Origin of the sequence: Vibrio sp. 10N.239.311.G01, from assembly GCF_041465805.1 — a bacterium.
GTDB lineage: Bacteria > Pseudomonadota > Gammaproteobacteria > Enterobacterales > Vibrionaceae > Vibrio > Vibrio crassostreae_C.
In genome coordinates this window covers 231,007-251,955 of record NZ_JBFSRM010000002.1, presented here as the reverse complement: position 1 = coordinate 251,955, position 20,949 = coordinate 231,007, and the positions used below count along the sequence as shown (strand labels likewise).

General features: G+C 45.2%; 19 protein-coding genes. 11 read left to right on the top strand and 8 right to left on the bottom strand.

Annotated features, from left to right (window positions below; all coding sequences use genetic code 11):
• The first annotated feature begins 35 nt into the window (after window positions 1-35).
• The 7 genes from AB6D06_RS02530 (at window position 36) to rlmJ (ending at window position 11,754) form a co-directional block, all read left to right on the top strand.
• Window positions 36-884: a LytR/AlgR family response regulator transcription factor gene (locus AB6D06_RS02530; RefSeq protein ID WP_372109901.1), complete on the top strand. Its 849-nt coding sequence runs from the start codon at window positions 36-38 to the stop codon at window positions 882-884.
• A 175-nt stretch (window positions 885-1,059) separates the two neighbouring features.
• Window positions 1,060-3,822 carry a M16 family metallopeptidase gene (locus tag AB6D06_RS02525; protein ID WP_372057702.1) on the top strand — a complete coding sequence of 921 codons (2,763 nt, stop codon included), beginning with the start codon at window positions 1,060-1,062 and terminating at the stop codon, window positions 3,820-3,822.
• 297 nt (window positions 3,823-4,119) lie between these two features.
• Window positions 4,120-6,888, top strand: a complete 2,769-nt coding sequence (locus AB6D06_RS02520; RefSeq protein ID WP_372109900.1) for a M16 family metallopeptidase — start codon at window positions 4,120-4,122, stop codon at window positions 6,886-6,888.
• Between the two features lie 285 nt (window positions 6,889-7,173).
• Window positions 7,174-7,638 carry a hypothetical protein gene (locus AB6D06_RS02515; protein WP_017072340.1) on the top strand — a complete coding sequence of 155 codons (465 nt, stop codon included), beginning with the start codon at window positions 7,174-7,176 and terminating at the stop codon, window positions 7,636-7,638.
• A gap of 272 nt (window positions 7,639-7,910) precedes the next feature.
• Window positions 7,911-9,710 (top strand): protein translocase subunit SecD, encoded by a 1,800-nt coding sequence (gene secD, locus AB6D06_RS02510; protein WP_372109899.1) that lies wholly within the window; start codon window positions 7,911-7,913, stop codon window positions 9,708-9,710.
• A 2-nt stretch (window positions 9,711-9,712) separates the two neighbouring features.
• Window positions 9,713-10,651 (top strand): protein translocase subunit SecF, encoded by a 939-nt coding sequence (secF, locus tag AB6D06_RS02505; RefSeq protein ID WP_004732672.1) that lies wholly within the window; start codon window positions 9,713-9,715, stop codon window positions 10,649-10,651.
• A gap of 236 nt (window positions 10,652-10,887) precedes the next feature.
• Entirely contained in the window at window positions 10,888-11,754 is an 867-nt protein-coding gene (gene rlmJ / locus AB6D06_RS02500) for a 23S rRNA (adenine(2030)-N(6))-methyltransferase RlmJ (RefSeq protein WP_372099590.1), read from the top strand.
• 307 nt (window positions 11,755-12,061) lie between these two features.
• Here rlmJ and AB6D06_RS02495 read toward each other — a convergent pair whose 3' ends face one another.
• From AB6D06_RS02495 to AB6D06_RS02485, 3 genes are all read right to left on the bottom strand, one after another.
• Window positions 12,062-13,150: an alkene reductase gene (locus AB6D06_RS02495; RefSeq protein WP_372099592.1), complete on the bottom strand. Its 1,089-nt coding sequence runs from the start codon at window positions 13,148-13,150 to the stop codon at window positions 12,062-12,064.
• Window positions 13,151-13,234: 84 nt separating this feature from the next.
• On the bottom strand, window positions 13,235-14,443 hold the full coding sequence (locus tag AB6D06_RS02490) for an MFS transporter (RefSeq protein WP_372099594.1): 1,209 nt from the start codon (window positions 14,441-14,443) through the stop codon (window positions 13,235-13,237).
• Window positions 14,444-14,541: 98 nt separating this feature from the next.
• Window positions 14,542-15,225 carry an SDR family oxidoreductase gene (locus AB6D06_RS02485; protein WP_102332307.1) on the bottom strand — a complete coding sequence of 228 codons (684 nt, stop codon included), beginning with the start codon at window positions 15,223-15,225 and terminating at the stop codon, window positions 14,542-14,544.
• Between the two features lie 173 nt (window positions 15,226-15,398).
• Here AB6D06_RS02485 and AB6D06_RS02480 point away from each other — a divergent pair, with 173 nt between their 5' ends.
• From AB6D06_RS02480 to AB6D06_RS02465, 4 genes are all read left to right on the top strand, one after another.
• Window positions 15,399-16,328 (top strand): LysR family transcriptional regulator, encoded by a 930-nt coding sequence (locus tag AB6D06_RS02480; RefSeq protein WP_102332306.1) that lies wholly within the window; start codon window positions 15,399-15,401, stop codon window positions 16,326-16,328.
• 113 nt (window positions 16,329-16,441) lie between these two features.
• A complete protein-coding gene (locus tag AB6D06_RS02475; protein ID WP_017061270.1) occupies window positions 16,442-16,834 on the top strand; it encodes a GFA family protein in 393 nt (130 codons plus the stop codon).
• Between the two features lie 28 nt (window positions 16,835-16,862).
• Window positions 16,863-17,330 carry an OsmC family protein gene (locus AB6D06_RS02470; protein WP_017065091.1) on the top strand — a complete coding sequence of 156 codons (468 nt, stop codon included), beginning with the start codon at window positions 16,863-16,865 and terminating at the stop codon, window positions 17,328-17,330.
• 169 nt (window positions 17,331-17,499) lie between these two features.
• Window positions 17,500-17,844: a ribosome recycling factor family protein gene (locus AB6D06_RS02465; RefSeq protein WP_017061272.1), complete on the top strand. Its 345-nt coding sequence runs from the start codon at window positions 17,500-17,502 to the stop codon at window positions 17,842-17,844.
• Between the two features lie 144 nt (window positions 17,845-17,988).
• Here the strand turns inward: AB6D06_RS02465 and AB6D06_RS02460 are convergent, their stop codons facing one another.
• The 5 genes from AB6D06_RS02460 to AB6D06_RS02440 all read right to left on the bottom strand — a co-directional run bounded on the left by AB6D06_RS02460 (window position 17,989) and on the right by AB6D06_RS02440 (window position 20,948).
• A complete protein-coding gene (locus AB6D06_RS02460; RefSeq protein ID WP_102332305.1) occupies window positions 17,989-18,228 on the bottom strand; it encodes an RNA-binding protein in 240 nt (79 codons plus the stop codon).
• 131 nt (window positions 18,229-18,359) lie between these two features.
• On the bottom strand, window positions 18,360-19,028 hold the full coding sequence (locus tag AB6D06_RS02455; protein ID WP_017065090.1) for an SDR family NAD(P)-dependent oxidoreductase: 669 nt from the start codon (window positions 19,026-19,028) through the stop codon (window positions 18,360-18,362).
• Window positions 19,029-19,323: 295 nt separating this feature from the next.
• Window positions 19,324-19,587, bottom strand: coding sequence for a hypothetical protein (locus tag AB6D06_RS02450; protein ID WP_017061275.1), 264 nt, complete (start codon window positions 19,585-19,587; stop codon window positions 19,324-19,326).
• 246 nt (window positions 19,588-19,833) lie between these two features.
• Window positions 19,834-20,376: a DUF3833 domain-containing protein gene (locus AB6D06_RS02445; protein WP_017061276.1), complete on the bottom strand. Its 543-nt coding sequence runs from the start codon at window positions 20,374-20,376 to the stop codon at window positions 19,834-19,836.
• Window positions 20,373-20,948: a chalcone isomerase family protein gene (locus AB6D06_RS02440; RefSeq protein ID WP_017061277.1), complete on the bottom strand. Its 576-nt coding sequence runs from the start codon at window positions 20,946-20,948 to the stop codon at window positions 20,373-20,375. The genes AB6D06_RS02445 and AB6D06_RS02440 overlap by 4 nt, the downstream gene beginning before the upstream one ends.
• Window position 20,949 lies beyond the last annotated feature (1 nt).

Below are 20,949 nucleotides of genomic sequence, written 5' to 3'. Positions count from 1 at the left end.
TAGACGATTTACAGTGTGAATTTAAAGGATTAACCATGAATAACCCAGCAATACAGCCGAGCGTAACAGCTATTATCGCAGACGATGAAGCACTATTAAGGCACCATCTCGACAAGAGTTTGGCTGAGGTTTGGCCGGAGCTAGAAATCGTCAGCAAGGCACAAAATGGTTTAGAGGCGATGCAGAGTATTCAGCAGCTTAAGCCCGACGTGGCTTTTCTCGATATTCGTATGCCGGAACTGGATGGTATCTCTCTGGCGAAACAACTCAACAAGTTAGATTCACCGCCATTGATTGTGTTTATCACGGCTTATGACGAATACGCGGTCAAAGCTTTTGATCACAATGCGATGGACTACCTGCTTAAGCCAATCAATGAAGAGCGTTTACTGGCCACATGTCAGAAAGTGCAAGCGCGTCTGTCGAGCAATCAAACACAAACAGGTACCACGCCAGAACAGCTCGATATCACGGCGTTAATGGCTCAGCTTCAACAACTATCCCAGTCGACGTCACAGCAAACGCAGCCTCCTTATCTATCGGAGAAAAAGTATCTCACATGGCTCAAAGCCAGTGTAGGGGAAGACATTCACCTAATCGCCGTCGATGATGTCGCTTACTTCAAAGCAGAAGACAAGTACGTGTCTATATTTAAGAAGGGTCAAGGGGGATCGCTAGAGGAGTATATTCTTCGCGTGTCACTAAAAGAGTTGATAGCGCAACTCAATCCTGATGAGTTTTGGCAAATCCACCGTTCAGTGGTAGTGAAAGTTTCCGCCATTGATAAGGTGAAGAAAGGGCTCTCAGGTCAGATGTCGGCGTATGTGTCAGGGGAAAAGCTACCGATCAGCCGTGCCTCGCAAGCGTTGTTTAAGGGTATGTAGCGTACGAGCAAAAGGCGCGACATATCACCTTTATAATTGATTCATGTAATTTATAAATTAAACACTTTCATATTTATATCGAGTGACTCTAAAATTTTAGTCGTTTGATTTAATGGCGAATTATTACACTTTGGCGATCGGATATATTGAAGCAAAGCCCTTCAAAGAGATCGTTATGAAAGCATACTATTTAGTCGTCGTATTGAGCTCCACATTGCTAGGTTGCAGCTCTACTCCTCATCAACAAACGTTATTGAAATCCGATCCATATTGGGTCACAGGTGAATTAGATAACGGTTTAACCTACCACGTTTACCCTGACCGAGAACAACCAGTATCGGTACGCTTACTTGTGCATGCCGGCTCTTTTCAAGAGAGCGATCAACAAAAAGGTTATGCCCATTTTGTTGAGCACATGGCGTTTAATGGCAGCAACAATTTTTCAGGGAATGATGTAGTAGAGTTATTTGAGCAATCTGGTGCTAGCTTTGGCGCTGACTTAAATGCTTATACCTCTTATCAAGAAACCCTCTATAAGTTAGATCTACCCGACAACAAGAATCTAGATAAAGCGTTGGCATGGTTTAGAGATATTGGCGATGGTTTACTGCTGTCCGGCGCTGAGATCGAAAAAGAGAAAGGGGTGATATTAGGAGAATTTCGACACACACGAGTTGAAAATAAGCCTCTCTCATTTAAATTCTACGATCATATGGTTGAAGGCACGAATTACCAAACCAACGATCCCATTGGCAATAAAGAATCCGTTTCTAATGCGAATGTTCAAGAGTTAAATAACTATTACCAAACCTGGTATCAACCTCAGTTAGCCGAGGTGATTGTCTCTGGTGATATCACTCTGGCAGAAGTGATCCCTTTGATTGAAGAAACTTTCTCTGATTGGCAAAGAGGCACAACACCGGTTCCCGTGAAGAACACGTCAGCGGATTACAATACTCAAGATTTTGTGGCGTATGGAGCTGGGAGCGAACCACCGAGCATCGGGATAGTGATTGAGCGTGGGCAAAGAGTGACACAGAGCCATGAGCAACAACATCAGCTTTGGCTAGATGATATTGCTCAACAACTCATCCAACAAAGGTTGAATTCAGATTTTGTTGACGCTGCATTGCCAGTGCAATGGGTTGCTTCGACTCCCTATTTCTTAGAGTACCAAAGGTATTCCATTACTACGGTTGGCTTTCCTATCGATAGTCGAGAGCAAAGCCAGCAGCAGTTTATTTCTACTCTCGCCTCATTGCGTGATTATGGTGTGAGCGAATATGAATTCACGAGTGTGATACAGCAATACCAAGCTAACCTTGATGACATTCAAGCTAACTGGGAGAGAATGGACGCAGTAGCTCATGCTGACGGTAAGTCGACGGCGCTGGTGATTAACCAAACGGTTCAATCACAGCTTGATTATAAGTCGAGCTTGAAAGAGTTTCTTTCGAGTACGGATCTAGAAGCCGTAAATGATAATTTAGATGATTTACTTTCTAGTCCATATATTTTGGGATTAGGTTTATCGTCTAAAGAAGACTTGCAGGCAATGAATAACGAGCTAAAAGATGTCAGAAAAGCCTATAAAAAGACAGGTAACAGACCATTGCTCGTTACTGCAAGCTCGGCGTTTAGTGTACCAGCGTCTCAAGGTGAAATTGTAAAACAAGTTCAGGTGAGTGACGATCCTAATTTGAAGCAATGGACACTAAGCAACGGCATTGAAGTTTTGTATCTCCGTAACTCTGAGGCTGGTAATAGTGTTGGGGTTTACTATGCAAGTGAGGGGGGAAAAGCGGCGCTGAGTCCTTCGCTGTTTCCTGCTGTAGAGATTGCTCTGCCAGCTTCGATTCGTAGTGGTGTTGGTAAATTTAGTGGTTCGGAGTTCACCGCTCACTTGAGACGCGAAGACATTGAAATCTACCCCTTTATCAACTTTACTCATCATGGTTTAGAAATAAGCGCCAAGAAAAAGACGCTTGCAGAGGGTTTAGCTGCGCTCCATACCATTGTAACCGAACCTAAAATAGACAGTGCCCAGCTTGAGGCTGTGAAGTCTGAATTTGCTCAAGATCGTACAGCATATTTAGAAACACCAGTTGGTCAGTTTATTCAGATGGTTAATCGCAATAGCTATCAAACAAGCAGCCGTCACATGATGCTTGAAAGTGACGATATTAAAGCTGTCACGTCGCAAGATATACTAGACGTACAGCATCAACTCTTTCAAAAATTAAGAGACAATACATTGGTTATTGTTGCTGATATTAACCCCGCTGAAATTAAGCCTCTTGTGCGTCAATACGTTGCATCGTTGCCATTAGAAGCCGCTGTGTCTCCTGATTATCAGGTGGCTTATAGTCCTGATTCGAAAGAACGAATGGATATATCCGTCAATAATGAAGACAGCAGTCAGTATTTATTGCGTGTGATTTCCCAGCAAGCTCGGGATCAAACCGCAAAAGATGTGTTTATGGACGATATGCTTCAGCGCGTGTTGTCGAGCCGTTTAACGGCTTATGTTCGTGAAGAGTTAGGTTTGGATTATGCGCCTTATGTGTACTCGGTTGCACAAGACAGTGAGCCGAGTTATGACTGGTTAATCGGCTCTTTAACGGCTCCAGAAAACTCAGATAAAATTGAACAGGCGATTGATAAGGTCATTGCTGAAGCGGCAAAAGGGATTTCTGAAGATGAGACTCGGACGGCCGCTAAGCAGCTTGTAGCGGACCTTACTCCACTTAAATATAAGCCTACCGAACAAGCTTGGTTTATTTCTCGTTATTTGATTCATGACTATGGTTTTGAGGTGTTGTTCGACCTGCAGGGGACGGCAGACTCAATTTCTAGTCAAGACATGACAGAGTATGCGAAAGAAATTTTTGGTGATAACAGCTATCAGCTGAAGAATTTGTTAAGCCCACAAGGTTAGGTCTAGTTAGGTGAGTGGTTTTCTTGAAAGCCGCTTCTACTTTTTATATGTGGATTCACTTACAAGCCAAATGTTCAAGCATTTGGCTTTTTTTTATTGCACTGACAAGCGAGTCTAAAATCGATGTATTAGGCTCTTATCAAAACACCACTTTAAATGAGCACAGCGATCTTACATAACGATTGGTGATTTATAAAATAAAGATCCAGATCACAAAGATATTCATCAGGTTCAATATTAAATAATAATCGTTAGCTCAATCTGTATATTGTCGATGAATGACATTAAGAGGTTGTTATGAAAACATATTATTTAGCGACGGCTCTATGCCTCACCTTAGTTGGCTGTAGCACAACATCAAAAACTACCGAAACGCCAATCCAGCCGGATCCGGCATGGACTTCAGGCCAACTAGAAAATGGCCTTACTTATCATGTTTATCCAGATCATGAAGAATCCGTATCTGTTCGTTTAGTCGTGCACGCCGGTTCGATTCAAGAGACTTCTCAACAAGAAGGCTACGCGCACTTTTTGGAACACATGGCATTCAATGGCAGTAAGAATTTCTCTCAAAATGATGTGATTCGTCTATTCGAAGACGCAGGCGCTAGCTTTGGTGCTGATATTAATGCCTACACTTCTTATGAAGAGACGGTCTACCAGTTAGATTTGCCAGATAACATCCAATTGCAGTCTGCTTTGACGTGGATGCGTGACATTGGTGATGGCCTGGATCTATCAAGTTCAGAAGTCGAAAAAGAAAAAGGCGTGGTTCTTGGTGAGTTCCGTATGGCTCGCCTCGATGATAAGTCATTCGGAGATATATATTATGATTACTTCGTTGAAGGCGGCCCGTACGAATCGCAAGATGCATTAGGGACTAAATCGTCGATCGTGAATGCTACTCCTCAAGGCATCACCAACTTTTATCAGACTTGGTATCAACCTCAAATAGTTGAGCTGGTCGTTTCTGGTGATGTGGACATCAAAACTGTGATTCCACTTATTGAAGAAAAGTTTTCTAGCTGGGAGCGTGGCGATACGCCGAGACCAGAGAAACAGAAAACGACCTCATTCAATGAAGATGATTATGTTGAGTACGCAGGAAGAGAAGCGCCAAGCATCACTCTGACGTTTAACCGCGGTTCAAATATAGTTGAAAATCATGCTCAGCAGAATCAACGCAGGTTAGATGAAACCGCTCAGCAATTGATTCAACGACGATTAGAAGCGGTGTTCAATGATGCCGCGTTCCCGACTCAATGGATTGCATCTGATAGTTATCGAATGGGCGCTTTTTACTATTCGTCAATAAGTGTTGGGTTTCCGGCTGGAGACCGTGAAGTTATCCAACAAGATCTGCTTTCTACATTGGCATCATTGCGTGATTTTGGTGTTTCGGAAACGGATATTGCTGGCGAACTGTACTACTACCAAGACTTGCTGGATAACATCGAGCATAACTGGGATAAAATGGACAGTGTTGAACACGCGAATTACAAAGTGAGTGCGTTAGTCACAGATCGAATCGTCCAATCACAGAAAGATTATCAAGCAAGCTTGGAAGCTTTCATCGCTAACTTGAGCCTTGAAGTGATTAACGACAACATCAAGAATCTACTTTCTGATGATTACTTTATTGTTATTGGGATGGATGACTCCGAAGACAGAACCGCGATCATCAACTCTCTCGATAGTTTAAAAGCCACGTATAGCGAGGCGGGAGTTGCGCCGCTTGCGATTGGAACAGCCAGCGCTTTTGCTGTACCTAGCTCGCAAGGCGAGGTTGTACTTGCTGAACAAATGTCTATTGACCCATACATCCAAAAGTGGACGTTAAGCAATGGCATCGACATGTGGTACCTGCGTGATTATGAGGCAGGTGATGATGTTGGGGTGATGTACATGAGCCTCGGCGGAAAAGCCGCTTTGGATCCGAGCTTGTACCCAGCTGTTGAGGTTGCGTTACCTACCTTCGCTCGAAGTGGTGTCGGTGAGTTTACGGGCTCTGAGCTTTTAGCGTACTTTGATCGTGAAAATATTAGCGCCGATTCTTTCATTGGTAATACTCGTCATGGTATTGAATTTAATATCAATAAAGACGGACTTAAAGATACGTTTGCTGCGCTTTATACCTTCATAACTGCGCCTAAAATTGTTCCCGAGCAGTTAGAGGCAGTGAAACAGGAGTTTGTACAAGGTCAAGAATCTTTCTTGAGCAGCCCTGTCGGTCAGTTTGAGCGCGCAAGAAACCAGAATATCTATCGTCAAGACAGTGGCCACCTCTTTGTTGATAAAGAACGTGTTGAAGCGGTTTCTGTGGAAGACGTCGCTAATCTTCATCAGCAATTGTTTGGTCAAATGAGGCATAACCAATTGGTGATCGTGGGTGACATCGACCCAAGTGAATTAAAGCCTTTGGTTGAGCAATACTTGGCTTCGATTCCATTAGAAAAAGCTGAGGTTCCTGAATTTAAGGTGGCTTACAAGCAGCCATCTGAATCACGCATTGATTTAGCGATCAACAATGTGAATAGTGCAGAGTACATCCTACGAGTTATCTCTGAGCCTAGCGTTGAAGTTAAAATGTCGGCAAAAGATGTTTTCATGGAAGACTTGCTGCAGCGCTTGCTGGCGACTCGTTTAGATACCTATATTCGTGAAGAGTTGAGCTTAGATTACTCGCCATATGCGTATTCAGCATCCGCAGATAGTGAGCTGAGTGGTGAGTGGGTTATCGGGGCGATGGTAGCGCCGGAGAACGTTGACCAAGTTGAAGTGGCGATCGATAAAGTGATTGCAGACCTTTTACAAGGCGTCTCTGAAAAGGAAATGCACGCAGTCGTGAAACAGTTTGAAGCGGACTTCACGCCTCTCGAGACGAGCTCTATTGACCAAGCATGGTATCTGTCTCGTTATTTACTTCATGGTTACGATATCGAAGCTTTGTCTCAAGTTGAGCGAGTGGCGAGGTCGATTACTGCGGAAGACATGAATCAACTTGTCCAACGCATCTTTGGTGAAGATAGCCGTAAGGTTAAGAACATCATGCGTCCTAAAGCCTAAAGCCTAAAGCTTGAAACCAACAGAAAGAGACAACTCAAAGCCAAGCGAGCACCGCTTGGCTTTCTTGTTTTCCCACCATTCATAACGTCTATGCCTCACCTGTTGTTAAGCCGTTTTAGATCTATGTAAATCTAAATTTTGAGATCGCTTAATCGGTTGCATCGTATCATTTTCTAAAAAAATGTTTTAAATCAAGACAGCGTTTCATTTGTATTGTAGATTGACGATCTACGAGAATGTTGTTTGGATATTAGATTGCTTAAACTGGGTACCCGATTAGTCTTAATGTTGTTTTTACTGAGCTTTGGCTTAGTGAATTCTAACGGCTATTCGTTTCCTTCTAAGCCATTTCAAATATACTCGGCTCAAGAGCAATCTTCACAGAATGATCTTTGTAAACAAGCTGATACGGATAATCCGTCGAGCTACTTAGAGTGCGATAAGGCTCAGTTTGGCACCGTGCCTTCTGGTGACAGTTCTAACTATCACGACACCGAATCAAGCCTTCAAGCAGCAAACTTCAGACGTATGCTCAGTAACGAGCAAGAAAGCGTGGCCGATCTTGAGCCTGCTTATCATCTACTGATTGACTTCTCTCCCCCCTCAATACTGGCTTCCCTGCTCTTCAACACGCCGTTGTTGGATTCCAAGCTGCACTGGACCAGTATTGTGAGTTCTCCGTCCTCCCGGCTTTCTGGGTGGAAAGAGGGCAACATCCAATACTCGCATTTCCGAGAACTTCTTAGCTAATCGTTTGACCCTAAATTGGTCGTATCGATGGTCGCCTCGTGCCCATTGAGCTCGCCAGTTAACCAAGACAAACATAGCGACATCAGCTTTAGCATCACTATCTTTCAATCAGCTTGTTCTGGTTTCAGCTATCGATCGTGTTCGCAAAACATTAGTTATACCAATCGTAGTAAATAACTGGTCACCCTCGCTGGTTAAAATGCTCGATCACTGCGTTTTTCCTACGCTATTTTCGAGCACTTATTTACTGTGATTGGTAAAAAGAAGAGATCTTGACTGTGAAAAAACGCATTCCAAGAAAACAAATCAACCACTACTCAAAGTGGAAATACGTGGTGCTTATCGCCACTATCATCGTTATGGTTCTGAGTGCTTTACCTTCTTGGTATGGCGAGAACGCCTCGGTTCAAATTAGCAACCGTTCTGAACAGACGATCGACGCCACTCAAATTACTCAATATCTCGCGAGCGAAGGCATCCAAGCGACATCAGCCTTTCAAAAAGACAAACGCTTAGTTGTGATCTTAGAAGATGCAGAGCAGCAAGCGAAAGCCAAAGAAGTACTTAATGAGCGCCTACTAGACAGCGCAACCGTTGCTTTAGCGATGGAGCCAGCTGCACCAAAATGGCTGACTGACATGGGCTTCGCACCGATTCAATTAGGCCTTGATTTACGCGGTGGCGTGCAGTTCTTGCTAGAAGTGGATATGGCACCGGTTTATCACGCGCAAGCTCAAGCGGTGGTCGACGAGATCACGAGCGAAGTGCGTTATGCCCGCGGTAAAGTGGTGAACAACCAAGTTCAGTTTGATTTCCGTACCGACGCCGATTTCGAAAAAGCCCAGAAGCTGATTCGTCAAGAGTTCCCACAATGGCTACGTAACCGATCAGACAAGTCGCTAACGTTAACTCAGTCTGAAGAAGAACAAAGAACGCTACGCAACCTTACGGTTCAACAAAACCTGCAAATCATGCGCAGCCGTATTGAAGAGCTAGGCATCACTGAGGCATCGATTCAACGCCAAGGTGAAAGCCGTATCCGTATCGAATTACCGGGTGTACAAGACCCTGCAGCTGCGAAAGACGTGATTGGTGCTACGGCTTCATTAGCGTTCTACTCTGTGTACGACAACGCAACGCGCAATACTCAAACTCTGAAAGATTCAGATGGTAATCGCGTAGTGGTTGCTCGCAAAGCAGTGCTGAGCGGTGAACACATTATCGATGCACGCAGTGGCATTGGTGAAATGGGCAGTGCAGAAGTAAACATCACGCTTGATTCTTCTGGTGGTAAGAAAATGTCTGAGTTTTCTCGCCATAACATCGGCAAGCCAATGGCGACCGTTTACAGCGAATACAGCCGTGACAGAGCCGGTAACAGCGAAAAAACCAGTGAAGTGATCAGTGTGGCGAACATCCAATCTCAACTGGGTAGCCGTTTCAGAATCACTGGCGCAAGCAGTTTGGCAGACGCACAAGAGCTTGCGTTACTGTTGCGTGCGGGGTCATTGACTGCGCCTGTGACCATCATTGAAGAACGTACTATTGGCCCATCTTTGGGTGCTGAAAATGTAACCAACGGCTTTGCTGCTTTGGCACTTGGTCTTGGCCTTACGCTAACGTTTATGGCGCTATGGTACCGCCGCTTAGGTTGGGTCGCGAACTGTGCATTGGTGGTTAACATGACCACATTATTTGGTTTGATTGCGCTGCTACCGGGTGCGGTGTTAACTCTGCCGGGTATTGCGGGTCTAGTACTGACCGTTGGTATGGCGGTGGACACCAACGTGCTTATCTTCGAGCGTATTCGAGACAAGATGAAAGAAGGGCGCAGCTTTGCTAGCTCTATCGACCGTGGTTTCGATAGCGCATTCTCGTCAATTTTCGATGCTAACGTCACTACCATGATCGTTGCTGTGGCTCTATATACCATTGGTAATGGACCGATTCAGGGCTTCGCTCTGACACTGGGCTTAGGTCTTCTAACCAGTATGTTTACGGGCATTTTTGCTTCACGAGCAATCATCAATTTGGTTTGGGGGCGTGACCAACGCCACGATGTAAGGATTTAAGCATGAGTACTTCAAAAATGACTATTTCAGACCGCTATTTTTCAAATAGCAATATGACTCGCCTTCGTAAGGTGATGTCTGTGATTTCTATTGTGCTGTTCATGAGCTCTGTGATGCTGGTGGCAGTGAAAGGTTTTAACTGGGGTTTGGACTTTACTGGCGGTGTGGTTGCCGAGGTTCAACTCTCTGATCAAGTAACCAAAGATGCGTTAAAAACCAAGCTCGACACGGCTTTCCAACAAGACGTTCAAGTGGTCGGTATGGCAGAGCAGGATCGCTGGACGATTCGTTACAGCCAACTGACAGACGCCCCACAACCAAACTTAGTGGATGCTTTGTCATCGGTAAGTGATCAAGTAAAAGTGCTTAACAGCAGCGTGGTTGGGCCTCAAGTGGGTCAAGACATGGTTGACCAAGGTGGCTTGGCGGTATTGGTGTGTTTCCTAATGATCATGCTGTACCTGAGTGTTCGTTTTGAATGGCGTTTAGCACTCGGCGCCCTTGCCGCGATCATCTATGACGTGACGCTTATCTTGGGTCTGTTCGCTTTTACTCAGTTCGAGTTCAACCTGACTGTGTTAGCGGCTGTGTTGGCGATTTTGGGTTACTCGTTGAATGACTCGATCATCATTGCCGACCGTGTTCGTGAAATGCTGCGTGGCAATCCAAATGGTGATACTGATAACCTGCTTAACGAATCGGTTAAAGCGACCTTCTCACGCACCATGGTGACTTCAGGTACAACGCTAATCACCGTATCTGCGCTTTGGCTACTTGGGGGTGCTGCGCTGCAAGGATTCGCAATTGCATTGGTGGTGGGTATTGTTAGCGGTACGTGGTCTTCCGTTTCGGTAGGTATCACACTGCCTAAGCTACTTGGCCTACAGCCTTGTCACTACCAAGTGAAAGCGCCAGTAGAAGTTGAGGGTGAGTACCCTTAGTCAAGCTTAGCTAGCTTATGCACGGTAGGCCGATTTACTTACGCTATTAACCTAAATCAATAATAAAAGCCCTTGAACTCACTTAACCCCCTAAGTAAGTTCAGGGGCTTTATTTTTATATAAGAGTCAACTGGTTAGAGAAAAGCGAGCCTATTTCAAAAAACGATGGATTGAGCAGGCAAGCCCTCATGATATGAAGTATGTTTAGATGACGTTAGTAGAAATGAGGCAAGGGAATGGAATATCGACATCAATGTCATGTAGGCGACCATGGTGATGCACTGAAGCATCCAGTATTGAGTGCACTTGTTCAGTCATTAATGCAGCAGCATTCACGCCTCAACGTTATCGACACGCACTCAGGTACAGGGTGTTATGACCTAACTACCGCACCAAGTAATCACGCCGGTGAGTTTGCTGAAGGGGTCGGGTACTTGTGGCGCAATAAGGCTTATCTTCCTCCGGCATTCGCTTCTTTTATGTCGGTACTGGAGTACTACAATCCGAATCAACTTATCTCTTTGTATCCGGGTTCTGCCGCCATCACTTACCAACAAGGTCGCAGCCAAGATAGTTTCTATTTTTCAGACATTCAGCAAGATGAAGCTGATTTACTGCAAACCAATATTGATAAGTTACAATGTAACCTGGATATTTCAAGCAAGCTTACGATTAGCGCAGGTGATGGGCTTAAAGCGTTACCTGATGACGTAGCTAAACATGACAATCACCATCTGATTGTTATCGACCCACCCTATGAAACCGATTCAGAATATCTCGCGGTGATTGATGCCTTAGTTAAGGCGTATCAGCAATCTGAGAAGGTATCTGCACTAATTTGGTACCCGCTCTACACGGATGACAAGAGCTCACTGATTTTGAACCACTGTGTGACCGCAGTGAAAGATGGTTTGCTGCCAAGTCCGATTAAGTCGGAGCTTCGCCTTCGAGATCCTAAGGGTGATGATCGCCTGATCGGTAGTGGTTTACTGTTGTTCAATCCACCACAAGGCATTGCTGGAACGGTCGCGGATACGCTTGATTATTTACACAACCAACTCGCGACAAATGGTGAAGGGTATTGGCAAATGAGAAGTCTATAAATCTGATTTCTATGGATTTTATGATGATTTTCTAGACGTCGTTCACTAAATCACTGTTATTTATGTGGTTTAAATTGACCAAACGCTAACTTTTATCGATTGATTAATTGCAGTGAATCATTTAAAAATAGAATATCAATGCGCACAAGTGCATAATGGCTCATAAGTTAAATAATTAATCTTAAGATTAAACTAGATTGTGGTTTACCCCCTAAACTGCATAAGGCTCGCACTAGTCATGCGAGCCTTTCTTTTGCCTGTCGGAAATGTTTCTAGTGGTTAGAAACCATCATCTCCTCCAAATTCACTACAACGCTGGATAATCGATGTAGCCTTTTTCGTTGCCGCCGAACAGAGTCGCGCCATCAAGATCGGATAGTTCGCTGCCGTTTTGTAGGCGTGAAACGAGATCTGGGTTAGCAACGAATGGGCGACCAAATGCGACGAGATCGGCGTAGCCCTTACTCAATACTTCTTCGGCGCGTTGTGGTGTGTAGCTGCCAGCAACGATGATGGTGTTAGAAAACAACTCTCTTAGTTCGACACGGAAGCTTTCAGGTATCACTGGCGCGTCATCCCAATCGGCTTCTGATAGGTGCAGATAAGCGATATTACGAGCTTGCAGTTCCTTTGACGCTTCTAAAATCGTTGGCACGATGTCTGGACAGTTCATGTCTTTGAAGGTGATGAATGGGGCCAAACGTACGCCCACTTTGTCAGCACCAATCGCTTCAATTACCGCATCCACGACTTCAATTAGAAAGCGAAGTCGGTTCTCACGACTGCCACCATAGTTGTCGGTGCGCTTATTTGAATTGGTTCTTAGGAATTGATCGATGAGGTAGCCATTACCACCGTGGATTTCCACTCCGTTGAACCCTGCCTCGACAGCTTTTTTCGCTGAGTTAGCAAAATCTTGAACAACACGATCGATGTCTGTTTGGGTCATCTCTCTTGGTTGGATGCAATCCACCATGTTGCCGTTACCATTTTCATCAGAGATCCAAACCTGCGTTTCTATGGGTGCCAGTGCAGAAGGTGCAATCGGCAACTCGCCATTTTGAAAGGTAGGGTGTGATACTCGGCCTACGTGCCATAGTTGGCAGAATATCGCGGCACCTTGCTCTTTTGCTGCTGTTGTTACTGATTTCCAACCTTCGATTTGCGCATCGGTATAGACGCCGGGTGTGAATGAGTAACCTTGGGAATCATCTGAAATTTGTGTGGCTTCAGTGATGATAAGCCCTGCACTTGCTCGTTGTTGGTAATAAGTCGCCATCATGTCGTTTGGCACGTTTCCAGGTTGGCTAGTGCGAGCGCGTGTCATGGGTGCCATAACCACACGGTTTTGCAGCTCTAGGCCTTTCAGTTCTGATGTTTCGAATAACTTGTTCATGATCTCTACCTTTATGAATTTTTAGTGCTGTGCCAATTCCAGTTTGATAATGAATTGGCACTTTGAAGTTACGGAGTTCTTAAATTATTTAGCTTCTTTGGGTGCAAATATTGAGTTGCTTTGTGGTTTCTCTTTTCGGTTAGCTTTAGCGATTAAGAACAAGCCGACGATAGGAACCACAACGGCTGCGAACGGAATCATTCCTGCGCCTAGTTGGCTGTCGAGTACCATGCCGCCAAGGAATCCACCAAAGGCATTGGCTAAGTTAAACGCTGAGATATTCGCAGTTGCTGCTAGCTCTTGCCCTTCGCCACCGTGGTTCATTACTCGAAGTTGCATGGCAGGGACGTTCGCAAATGATGCAATACCAAAGACAAATGCGGCTGCAACGAAGAGGATTTTGTTGTCTACCACAAGGCCAACTACCACCAATGACACGATCATTGCGATAGCCCAAAACATTGAAGCTTTGCCTAGGTTTTTATCTGAAGAGCGTCCGCCCAAGGTGTTACCGATGATTAAGCCAACACCCACAATCACTAAGATCCAAGTCACTGATTCTTGACTGTAACCTGTGATGTGCATGGCGATTGGCGCAAGGTAGCCGTAAAGCGTCATGAAGCCAGACCAAGCAAAAGCGGTGATTGCTAAGCTGATCAGTAACATTGGATTTTTGAATGCTAGAAGCTGAGTTTTGATGTCTTTCGCTTCACTGTGACCGGTCGATTTAATCGAAGTCAGAATGGCAAGCATCGCGATAGTGCCAAGTGCTGCCACGGTAAAGAAAGTAGTGTGCCAGCCGAATTGCAAGCTGACCCATGTACCAGCTGGAACGCCAAGAACGTTAGCGAGTGTTAAGCCTGCGAACATTTGGCCAACGGCACGACCTGCCATTTTTTCAGACACTAAGTTGGTTGCAACAACCGCACCGATACCATAAAAAGGGCCTTGCACTAAGCCTGCGATAACACGGCTGGCAAGTAGAAGTGGGTAGCTAGGAGCAAGGGCTGATAAGACATTACCGATGATGAACAGTGCCATTAAGCCAATCAGCACCATCTTCTTGTTAAAGCGAGCAAGGTAGATGGTTAAGATCGGGCCGCCGATAACGATAGCCAACGCGTAAGCACTGATAAGGTAGCCAGCTTGACCTTCGGTGATCGAAAGGGATGTGGCAATTTGTGGAAGGATGCCTGCAATAACAAACTCAGCGGTGCCGATGGCAAAAGCTGCGAGTGTCAGTATCCAAACTTGGAATGGGATCTTTTCTTTATGGATCGCTTCTGATTTCATAGTGAAGTACCTGTGTTAATTCTTGTTTGTTAGGACGTGAGATACACGCCCTAACGATTGTTCTTTATGTCTTTGCTTCTTTGCTTCTTTGCGGAGTGTTAGCCGAGTAGAGCGCCGCCATCGATATCGATGATTGACCCTGTGACGTATGGGTTATTAATTACGAACAGGTAACCCATGGCTATCTCTGAAGGCTCGCCAACCTTGCCTGCGGGTAGGTTGTTTTTGGCGTTGTCGTACATGCTTGTACGAGCGGAATCGTCCATGTTTTTGTAGGCTTCCGTCATGGTTAAACCCGGGCTAACGGCATTGACTCGAATAGGTGATAGCTCTTTCGCCAGTATTTTGGTTACGCTTTCTAGTGCGGCGTTGATGGCGGTTTTTACGTAAGTACCAGCAACAACTTTGCGTGACAACATGCCAGTTGTGAACGTGATAGACCCGTTTGGTGTCATGTAACGAGCGGCATGTTTGGCTACGTTTAAGCTGCCCCAAAACTTAGTGTCAAAAGCTGTCTTGGCGTCTGCGGTTGCTACGTCTGTTACTTTTCCTGCGGGAGCGGATGAGCCAGCCGTTACGATTAAGTGGTCAAACACGCCAATCGATTCAAAGTATTCACAAATTGATTTTTCATTGCTGATATCAAGTCCTGTATGTCGGCTAGCGATGTGCACTGTGTTGTTTTCGTTTCTCAATTTCATCGCGAGTGCCTTGCCGATACCTGATGTGCCACCAATGATGACGAAAGTGTGTTTCTCTTGTTTAGTCGATTCGTTAGTCATGCTCTGAATTCCTGCGTTGTTCTGTTGATGTTTGCCATTATATTTATTCGACTAAATTTGATAATTGGTTAAAATATAAATTCATTATTCGGTTAACCTGAATAGTGTGACTGAGTATTCAAATCGAGCATTAAGATCGAGAAGTAAGACAAAGAGGTGGAAGCGAGAATCGTATGGATAAGTTTTCAGATATGGCGATGTTCGTCAGTATTGTTAAGCATCACGGGTTAGCTGCGGCTGGGCGAGAGTTAGGGCTTTCTCCTGCGACCATGACAGCAAGGCTTCAAGCGCTTGAAGAACGATATGGTGTGAAGTTGTTGAATCGAAGCACACGTCATGTGTCTTTGACAGACTCAGGGGAGCTGTATCACAAGGCGTGTTTGGATATTTTAGACAACGTCAGTGAGGCCGAAAACCTGATTCAAAATGGTGTAAAAGAAGTCAAAGGCTCGTTAAAAATCGCCGCGCCAAAAGACATCGGAAAACAGTACATTCTTCCTATTCTCTCGGAATTTTGTCAGCAGTATCCGGACGTTATTCCTTACCTGTATTTGAACGATAACCTCTCGAATATTGCTGAATCTGGCATGGATATCGTGGTCCGTTATGGTGAACTGGTTGACAGCAGTTTGATATCCAGACGCTTATCGCCAAGCCGACGTGTGTTGTGCGCTTCTCCTGAATATCTTGCTAAACATGGAACACCGTTAACACCACAAGATTTGGTCGAACACGACTGTTTAGCCATGCTGCGTAGCAATGAAGAGCTCAAGACATGGCACTTCCAAGACAATGATATGAAGAAGTCGGTGACGGTTGTGCCGAAGCGATTTTCAGATGATGGTGAAGTGATTCGGTACTGGGCATTAAAAGGTGAGGGCATTGCGCTTAAATCGGTGTTGGATGTGCAAGACGACATCAATAACCAACGCCTTGTTACTCTGCTGAATGGTTACATGAAAAACTTCAATACCGCGATGTCGGTGTCGAGTGCCGACTTGAATGTGGTGTACATCAGCAAGAAATATCAGCCGAAGCGTATCCGATTGTTTCTTGATTTCTTGTTTGAGCGGTTTGGCGATTTGGTTGAAAAGTCTAGTTAGATTAGCCGAGAAGCAGCGCATGACAGATCTCTCGAACTCAACACCCGGGTACGGACAGAGAACATTGAACTGGTTATGATACGACCAACATAAGGATGTGATTGGAGAGAAAAATGAAAGTCGTCGGAGATACGGTTATCCAACCTTTTCACAAGGCAACCTGCCATTGCGGTGCGGTTGAACTAGAGTTCAGCTTACCTAACGGGATAGAAAAACCACGCCGCTGTGATTGCTCTATCTGTCGTCGCAGGGGAGCGATTGTGGGCTCTGTTGCACTGGACGGCATCAAGATCCTCAAAGGTGCGGAGCATCTCAAGCTTTATCAATTCAATACCAACACCGCAAAGCATTATTTCTGCTCAAACTGCGGCATCTATACCCATCATCAACGCCGTTCTAGCCCAAATGAATACGGTTTTAACATCGGCTGTTTGGAAGGGGTAAACCCTTTTGATATTGGTGATGTGGTGACCAACGATGGTGTCAATCATCCAGCTGATCGTTAATTTATTGAGCATAAAAAAGGAAGGAATTATGTCTGAATACGGAGCGATCATTCGCTGGAAAAAAGCAGAAGATGAAGTCTTTAGCGACAATCAATACAGTCGAGGTCATACGTGGGAGTTCGATGGTGGTGTCACTGTGCCTGCTTCGTCCTCTCCACATGTTGTGCCACTGCCGTTTTCGGTGGAAGCGAATGTTGATCCAGAAGAAGCGTTTATCGCGGCACTTTCTAGCTGCCATATGCTGACGTTTTTGGGCATTGCCGCAAAGCAGAAGTACGTGATCGACTCCTATGTCGATGATGCGATTGGTGTGCTGGAAGAAGATGAATCTGGCCGCTCATCGGTCACTAAGGTGACTCTGCGCCCTAAAATTGTGTTTTTAGGTACCAAAAAGCCCACCGCCAAGCAGCTCGACAAACTGCACCACTTGGCGCACAAAAATTGCTTTATCGCGAACTCGGTAAAAACGGACATTGTGGTAGAAACTAAAGCGTAAACCACACACGTTAACATCCAAAAACCGCGAGGTTGCTTAGTGCATCACTGGCGGTTTTTTTGTGTCTGTGTAATCCTACGTACGGTTTTAATTGAGTGACAGTTAGAAAGTTTTGAGAGATAGGTAGAGAGCTCTTGAATGGTAGGAATAGATTGATTAGCAGAGAGTTATGTTTAGCGTCCCATTGAATAGTTTTGTACATCGTGTGAGTGATAAAAGCCAAGTGATGGTGAATGCTGCGGAATGTGGATGTCAGTTGAAACGAGTTCGTCGTTCGCGTAATTGGCTGTTGGTCGCTCAAGAGTATCAACTCGTTGAATTTAAAACGATGTTAACCCATGAAAAAGACGGTTGGATAGCAATTGCAATCGACAAAGTGCTGCCTAAACCCGTGGTGTGTTTGGCATCTCTGTTGGCCGCTACACCTTCAATGACTGTGGCTCAGCTGGTGATGGAATCTGGATGTTCAATGGCCGAAGCAAGACGTGCTATTGATGAACATGAAGGTCTGTAGGCGTATTCAAATCGTGTGAAAAGAGAATTGCGAGCAGCAAAAAGCCCGTAACGATATTGCGCTGGAAAACGTCATATCGTTACGGGCTTTATCATCTGTGCTGCTGTTAAGCTAAGCCATGCGGCTTATGAAGCATTGAATCGATTAAGAGTTCGCTACTTTTACACGAATCGTGTTTTTGCCAAGCTTTGACAAGTTCAGCTTGTTTAGTGCCGCTTTAGCTTCTTCTTGCTCTGGTATTTCAACAAAAGCGAAGCCTTTTGAGTCGCCAGTTTCTTGGTCTAAAACTAGGCTGCACTCTTTTACTGAGCCAAACTCAGAAAATAGCACACGGATGTCTTGCTCAGAGGTAGAGCGCGATAGGTTACGAACTAGAAGTTTCATAATAAACCTTGAATATGAATTTACGCCGAGCATTGTCGCACACTTTCATGCTCACCCTCACAAATAATTACTCTAATCATTTCTTTGGTAATGTGTCGCTCTATTTACCGATTAAGCGAGCTGTTTACCTGCTAGCCGCGGTTTATCGTGATATCTGACACGAATCCATGCTCTGTGCTGGTCAACGCCTGTTGTAGCATCTGAGCGGCTTCTTGCGCGGTCATAAAGCTCGAGGTATCCATGCCTTTACCGCTTGTATTCCAAAACTCGGTCGCCATTCCTCCAGGGTAAACCGCCACGATTTTCATCGGGTGACCTTTTAGCTCTAACCTTACCGATTCGATAAAGCCTTTCACGGCCCATTTTGCCGCGCAGTAGGTGGACTCTTCCGCTTTAGCACCTTGTGCCGCCGTCGACATCACCACAGCGATGGTGACCGATTGATCTTTGTAGCGCTGTACAAGCTCGCGAATCAAAAAGATCGAAGACTCAATATTGTTCTTCAGCATGTCGCTGATGATGGTTGGATCTTGCTGTTCTATCTTACCGAAGTACCCACTGCCAGCGCTGTGGATCACCAGTTTCGGCATTTCAGGTAACGCATCCAATAACTCGCTCACTGAGTGCGGGTCACAGAGATCACACGCTTGGCTAATGGTATTCGCAGGTAGGCCCTGCGCCACTTCTGCTAAACGTTGTGCATTGCGACCTGTAATGGCTACGCGCTGAGCGTCGGCGTTAGCATATTGTTTCGCGAGAGCTGCGCCTAAACCGCTGCTTGATCCGGTAATTAAAATCATACTGTCTTCAATTTGTAGAGTTGATTCGAGATAGTAAGGGGCTAGGCTAAGATTTTCTGAGATCTATGGCTAAAGTTGATCGATAGCCTGGTTGATAGGTTGATAGGTTGATAGGTTGATAGGTTGATAGGTTAATAGCTTGGGTGATCGGTCGAGCGGTAAGGCTGAGCTAAGAGAGTGGGGGAAAGCCGTTAAGAATCGACGGGTTTAGCAAGAAATAACAGCGTTAAAAAACAACGAACTAACAAGTAAAAGCGCCGGCATAGAGCCAGCGCTTTTGAGTAATCATAAGTGATTATTCGTCGTCGAACTGTTTGATCGTGAACGCGTCTTCGATTCGGTTAAGCTCTTCTTGTTCTTTCACTCGCTTCTCTTCTTGCAGAGTCGCTCTCGTTTCGTTGAAACGTTTTTTCTCTGACTTAGTCAGGAATTTTACAGCTTTTTTGTTGGTCAGTGCGTAAGCAACTACGTCTTCACCTTTTTCTCTGCGGTCGTTTACGCGTTGTGAGAAACGTTCATTGTCGCGAGCTTTACGCTCCGCTGAGGTCAACTTGCTCATGCTTTAAAGCCTTTTCAATTATTCATGGTAGGGAATCTACGCTTAGCGAAACAAATGGGGACTGCTTAGTGTCAGTCTAGTCCATTTGTATGCTGGTGGCGCATCTTAGCACAATGGCTTGAGCATGCAGGTATGCTATTCGAGGGATCAAACAAAACAGCCCACAATTTTCGTTGTGGGCTGTTTTGTTACGTACTGGAGATGTAGTCATCGATTTGAAACTAAGAATCAGAAACGGCAGCTAAATCAAATCTTCTCTATGTATAAGATGACCTCTCCGACTTTAAAGCCAAACTTAGACATCTCAGTCTTGTTGAATAAGCGCTTGTCGTCCATCAAGAACATCCAATCATCGAGCACCACTTCATAGGTGCTGCCGTCTACTTCAATTTCTAGATCATATTTCCAATACAGCGCTGAACCTTGGGTCTCACCATAAGCGGTTCCGACGACATCGTTGGCAGTCCCAGAATAGGTGTTTTCGCCGGTTTTTATCAGATTCCAAACGCGAGTTGAGCGCTCGCCATCAGCAAAAGAGAACCACTCTTTTATTTCTCCATTGTCACCGTCCCAAGTTGCGATAAGCTTGGCATCAAAGCGGCGCAGTAGGTTACCAGAGCGGTCGAGCACCATGCCGTAGGCCATTAATTCGCCATTAAAAAAGGTTTCAAGCTTGAGCTCTGGCGTAGTGTCGACATGGTCTTCTAAACTTGCAGAGCCACAGCCCACTAGCCAAGTGAGTGAAAAAAATGCCAGAGCAAATTTTATTATTGTTGTTTTTGGATTCATTTGTTCAAACCTAAAAGTTGTTTACGAAGACCGGGTTCAGAGGTGTTTTCAGACAACCAAATCGCTAGAAAGGCTTCACCAAATTGCTTGTCTTGGATGGTGCCGATCGGTTGTTCATCGAAATAAAAACGACTTACGTTATCTTCAGCGACACGAATCGTGAGTGTGCTTCCTTCTTCCACGTTCGGCCACATCGCGTACAAGGGTTTCAACCATCGTTGAATGTTGCTGTCAGAGTAGCCAAGCTTGTTCCACTGATCTTCGGTAGCGTCTACGAGGTCTTTGCTATCGATAGAGCGGTAATACTCAAGCTTCAAAGCTCGTTCGGAGTTGGTTGGAGTTGCGTAGAATTCTGCCGAGTAGAGAGTCCAAAACAGGTAACTCATTTCACCCTCACCACGTTTGTTCAGATCATCGACAGCAGAGGCTCTAGCGTGTCCGGCAAATAACAGCGCAGCAAAGATTAACGGGAGAGTAATAAAGCTTAGAAGTGTGTTTTTTGCTTGCTGATGAGCGCGAACAATACCTCGCTCAGGTTTGAACGTTTGTGTCGGGTTGCGTGGATAAGCCATA

Bases quoted from the DNA above. Each gene is read 5' to 3' on its own strand.
- AB6D06_RS02475 (WP_017061270.1), top strand. From the start codon at position 16,442: ATGAAAGTCGTCGGAGATACGGTTATCCAACCTTTTCACAAGGCAACC.
- secF (WP_004732672.1), top strand. From the start codon at position 9,713: ATGAGTACTTCAAAAATGACTATTTCAGACCGCTATTTTTCAAATAGC.
- AB6D06_RS02525 (WP_372057702.1), top strand. From the start codon at position 1,060: ATGAAAGCATACTATTTAGTCGTCGTATTGAGCTCCACATTGCTAGGT.
- AB6D06_RS02455 (WP_017065090.1), bottom strand. From the start codon at position 19,028: ATGATTTTAATTACCGGATCAAGCAGCGGTTTAGGCGCAGCTCTCGCG.
- AB6D06_RS02490 (WP_372099594.1), bottom strand. From the start codon at position 14,443: ATGAAATCAGAAGCGATCCATAAAGAAAAGATCCCATTCCAAGTTTGG.
- AB6D06_RS02520 (WP_372109900.1), top strand. From the start codon at position 4,120: ATGAAAACATATTATTTAGCGACGGCTCTATGCCTCACCTTAGTTGGC.
- AB6D06_RS02470 (WP_017065091.1), top strand. From the start codon at position 16,863: ATGTCTGAATACGGAGCGATCATTCGCTGGAAAAAAGCAGAAGATGAA.
- AB6D06_RS02480 (WP_102332306.1), top strand. From the start codon at position 15,399: ATGGATAAGTTTTCAGATATGGCGATGTTCGTCAGTATTGTTAAGCAT.
- AB6D06_RS02450 (WP_017061275.1), bottom strand. From the start codon at position 19,587: ATGAGCAAGTTGACCTCAGCGGAGCGTAAAGCTCGCGACAATGAACGT.
- AB6D06_RS02495 (WP_372099592.1), bottom strand. From the start codon at position 13,150: ATGAACAAGTTATTCGAAACATCAGAACTGAAAGGCCTAGAGCTGCAA.
- AB6D06_RS02440 (WP_017061277.1), bottom strand. From the start codon at position 20,948: ATGGCTTATCCACGCAACCCGACACAAACGTTCAAACCTGAGCGAGGT.
- rlmJ (WP_372099590.1), top strand. From the start codon at position 10,888: ATGGAATATCGACATCAATGTCATGTAGGCGACCATGGTGATGCACTG.
- AB6D06_RS02445 (WP_017061276.1), bottom strand. From the start codon at position 20,376: ATGAATCCAAAAACAACAATAATAAAATTTGCTCTGGCATTTTTTTCA.
- AB6D06_RS02460 (WP_102332305.1), bottom strand. From the start codon at position 18,228: ATGAAACTTCTAGTTCGTAACCTATCGCGCTCTACCTCTGAGCAAGAC.
- AB6D06_RS02465 (WP_017061272.1), top strand. From the start codon at position 17,500: ATGTTTAGCGTCCCATTGAATAGTTTTGTACATCGTGTGAGTGATAAA.
- AB6D06_RS02530 (WP_372109901.1), top strand. From the start codon at position 36: ATGAATAACCCAGCAATACAGCCGAGCGTAACAGCTATTATCGCAGAC.
- AB6D06_RS02515 (WP_017072340.1), top strand. From the start codon at position 7,174: ATGTTGTTTTTACTGAGCTTTGGCTTAGTGAATTCTAACGGCTATTCG.
- AB6D06_RS02485 (WP_102332307.1), bottom strand. From the start codon at position 15,225: ATGACTAACGAATCGACTAAACAAGAGAAACACACTTTCGTCATCATT.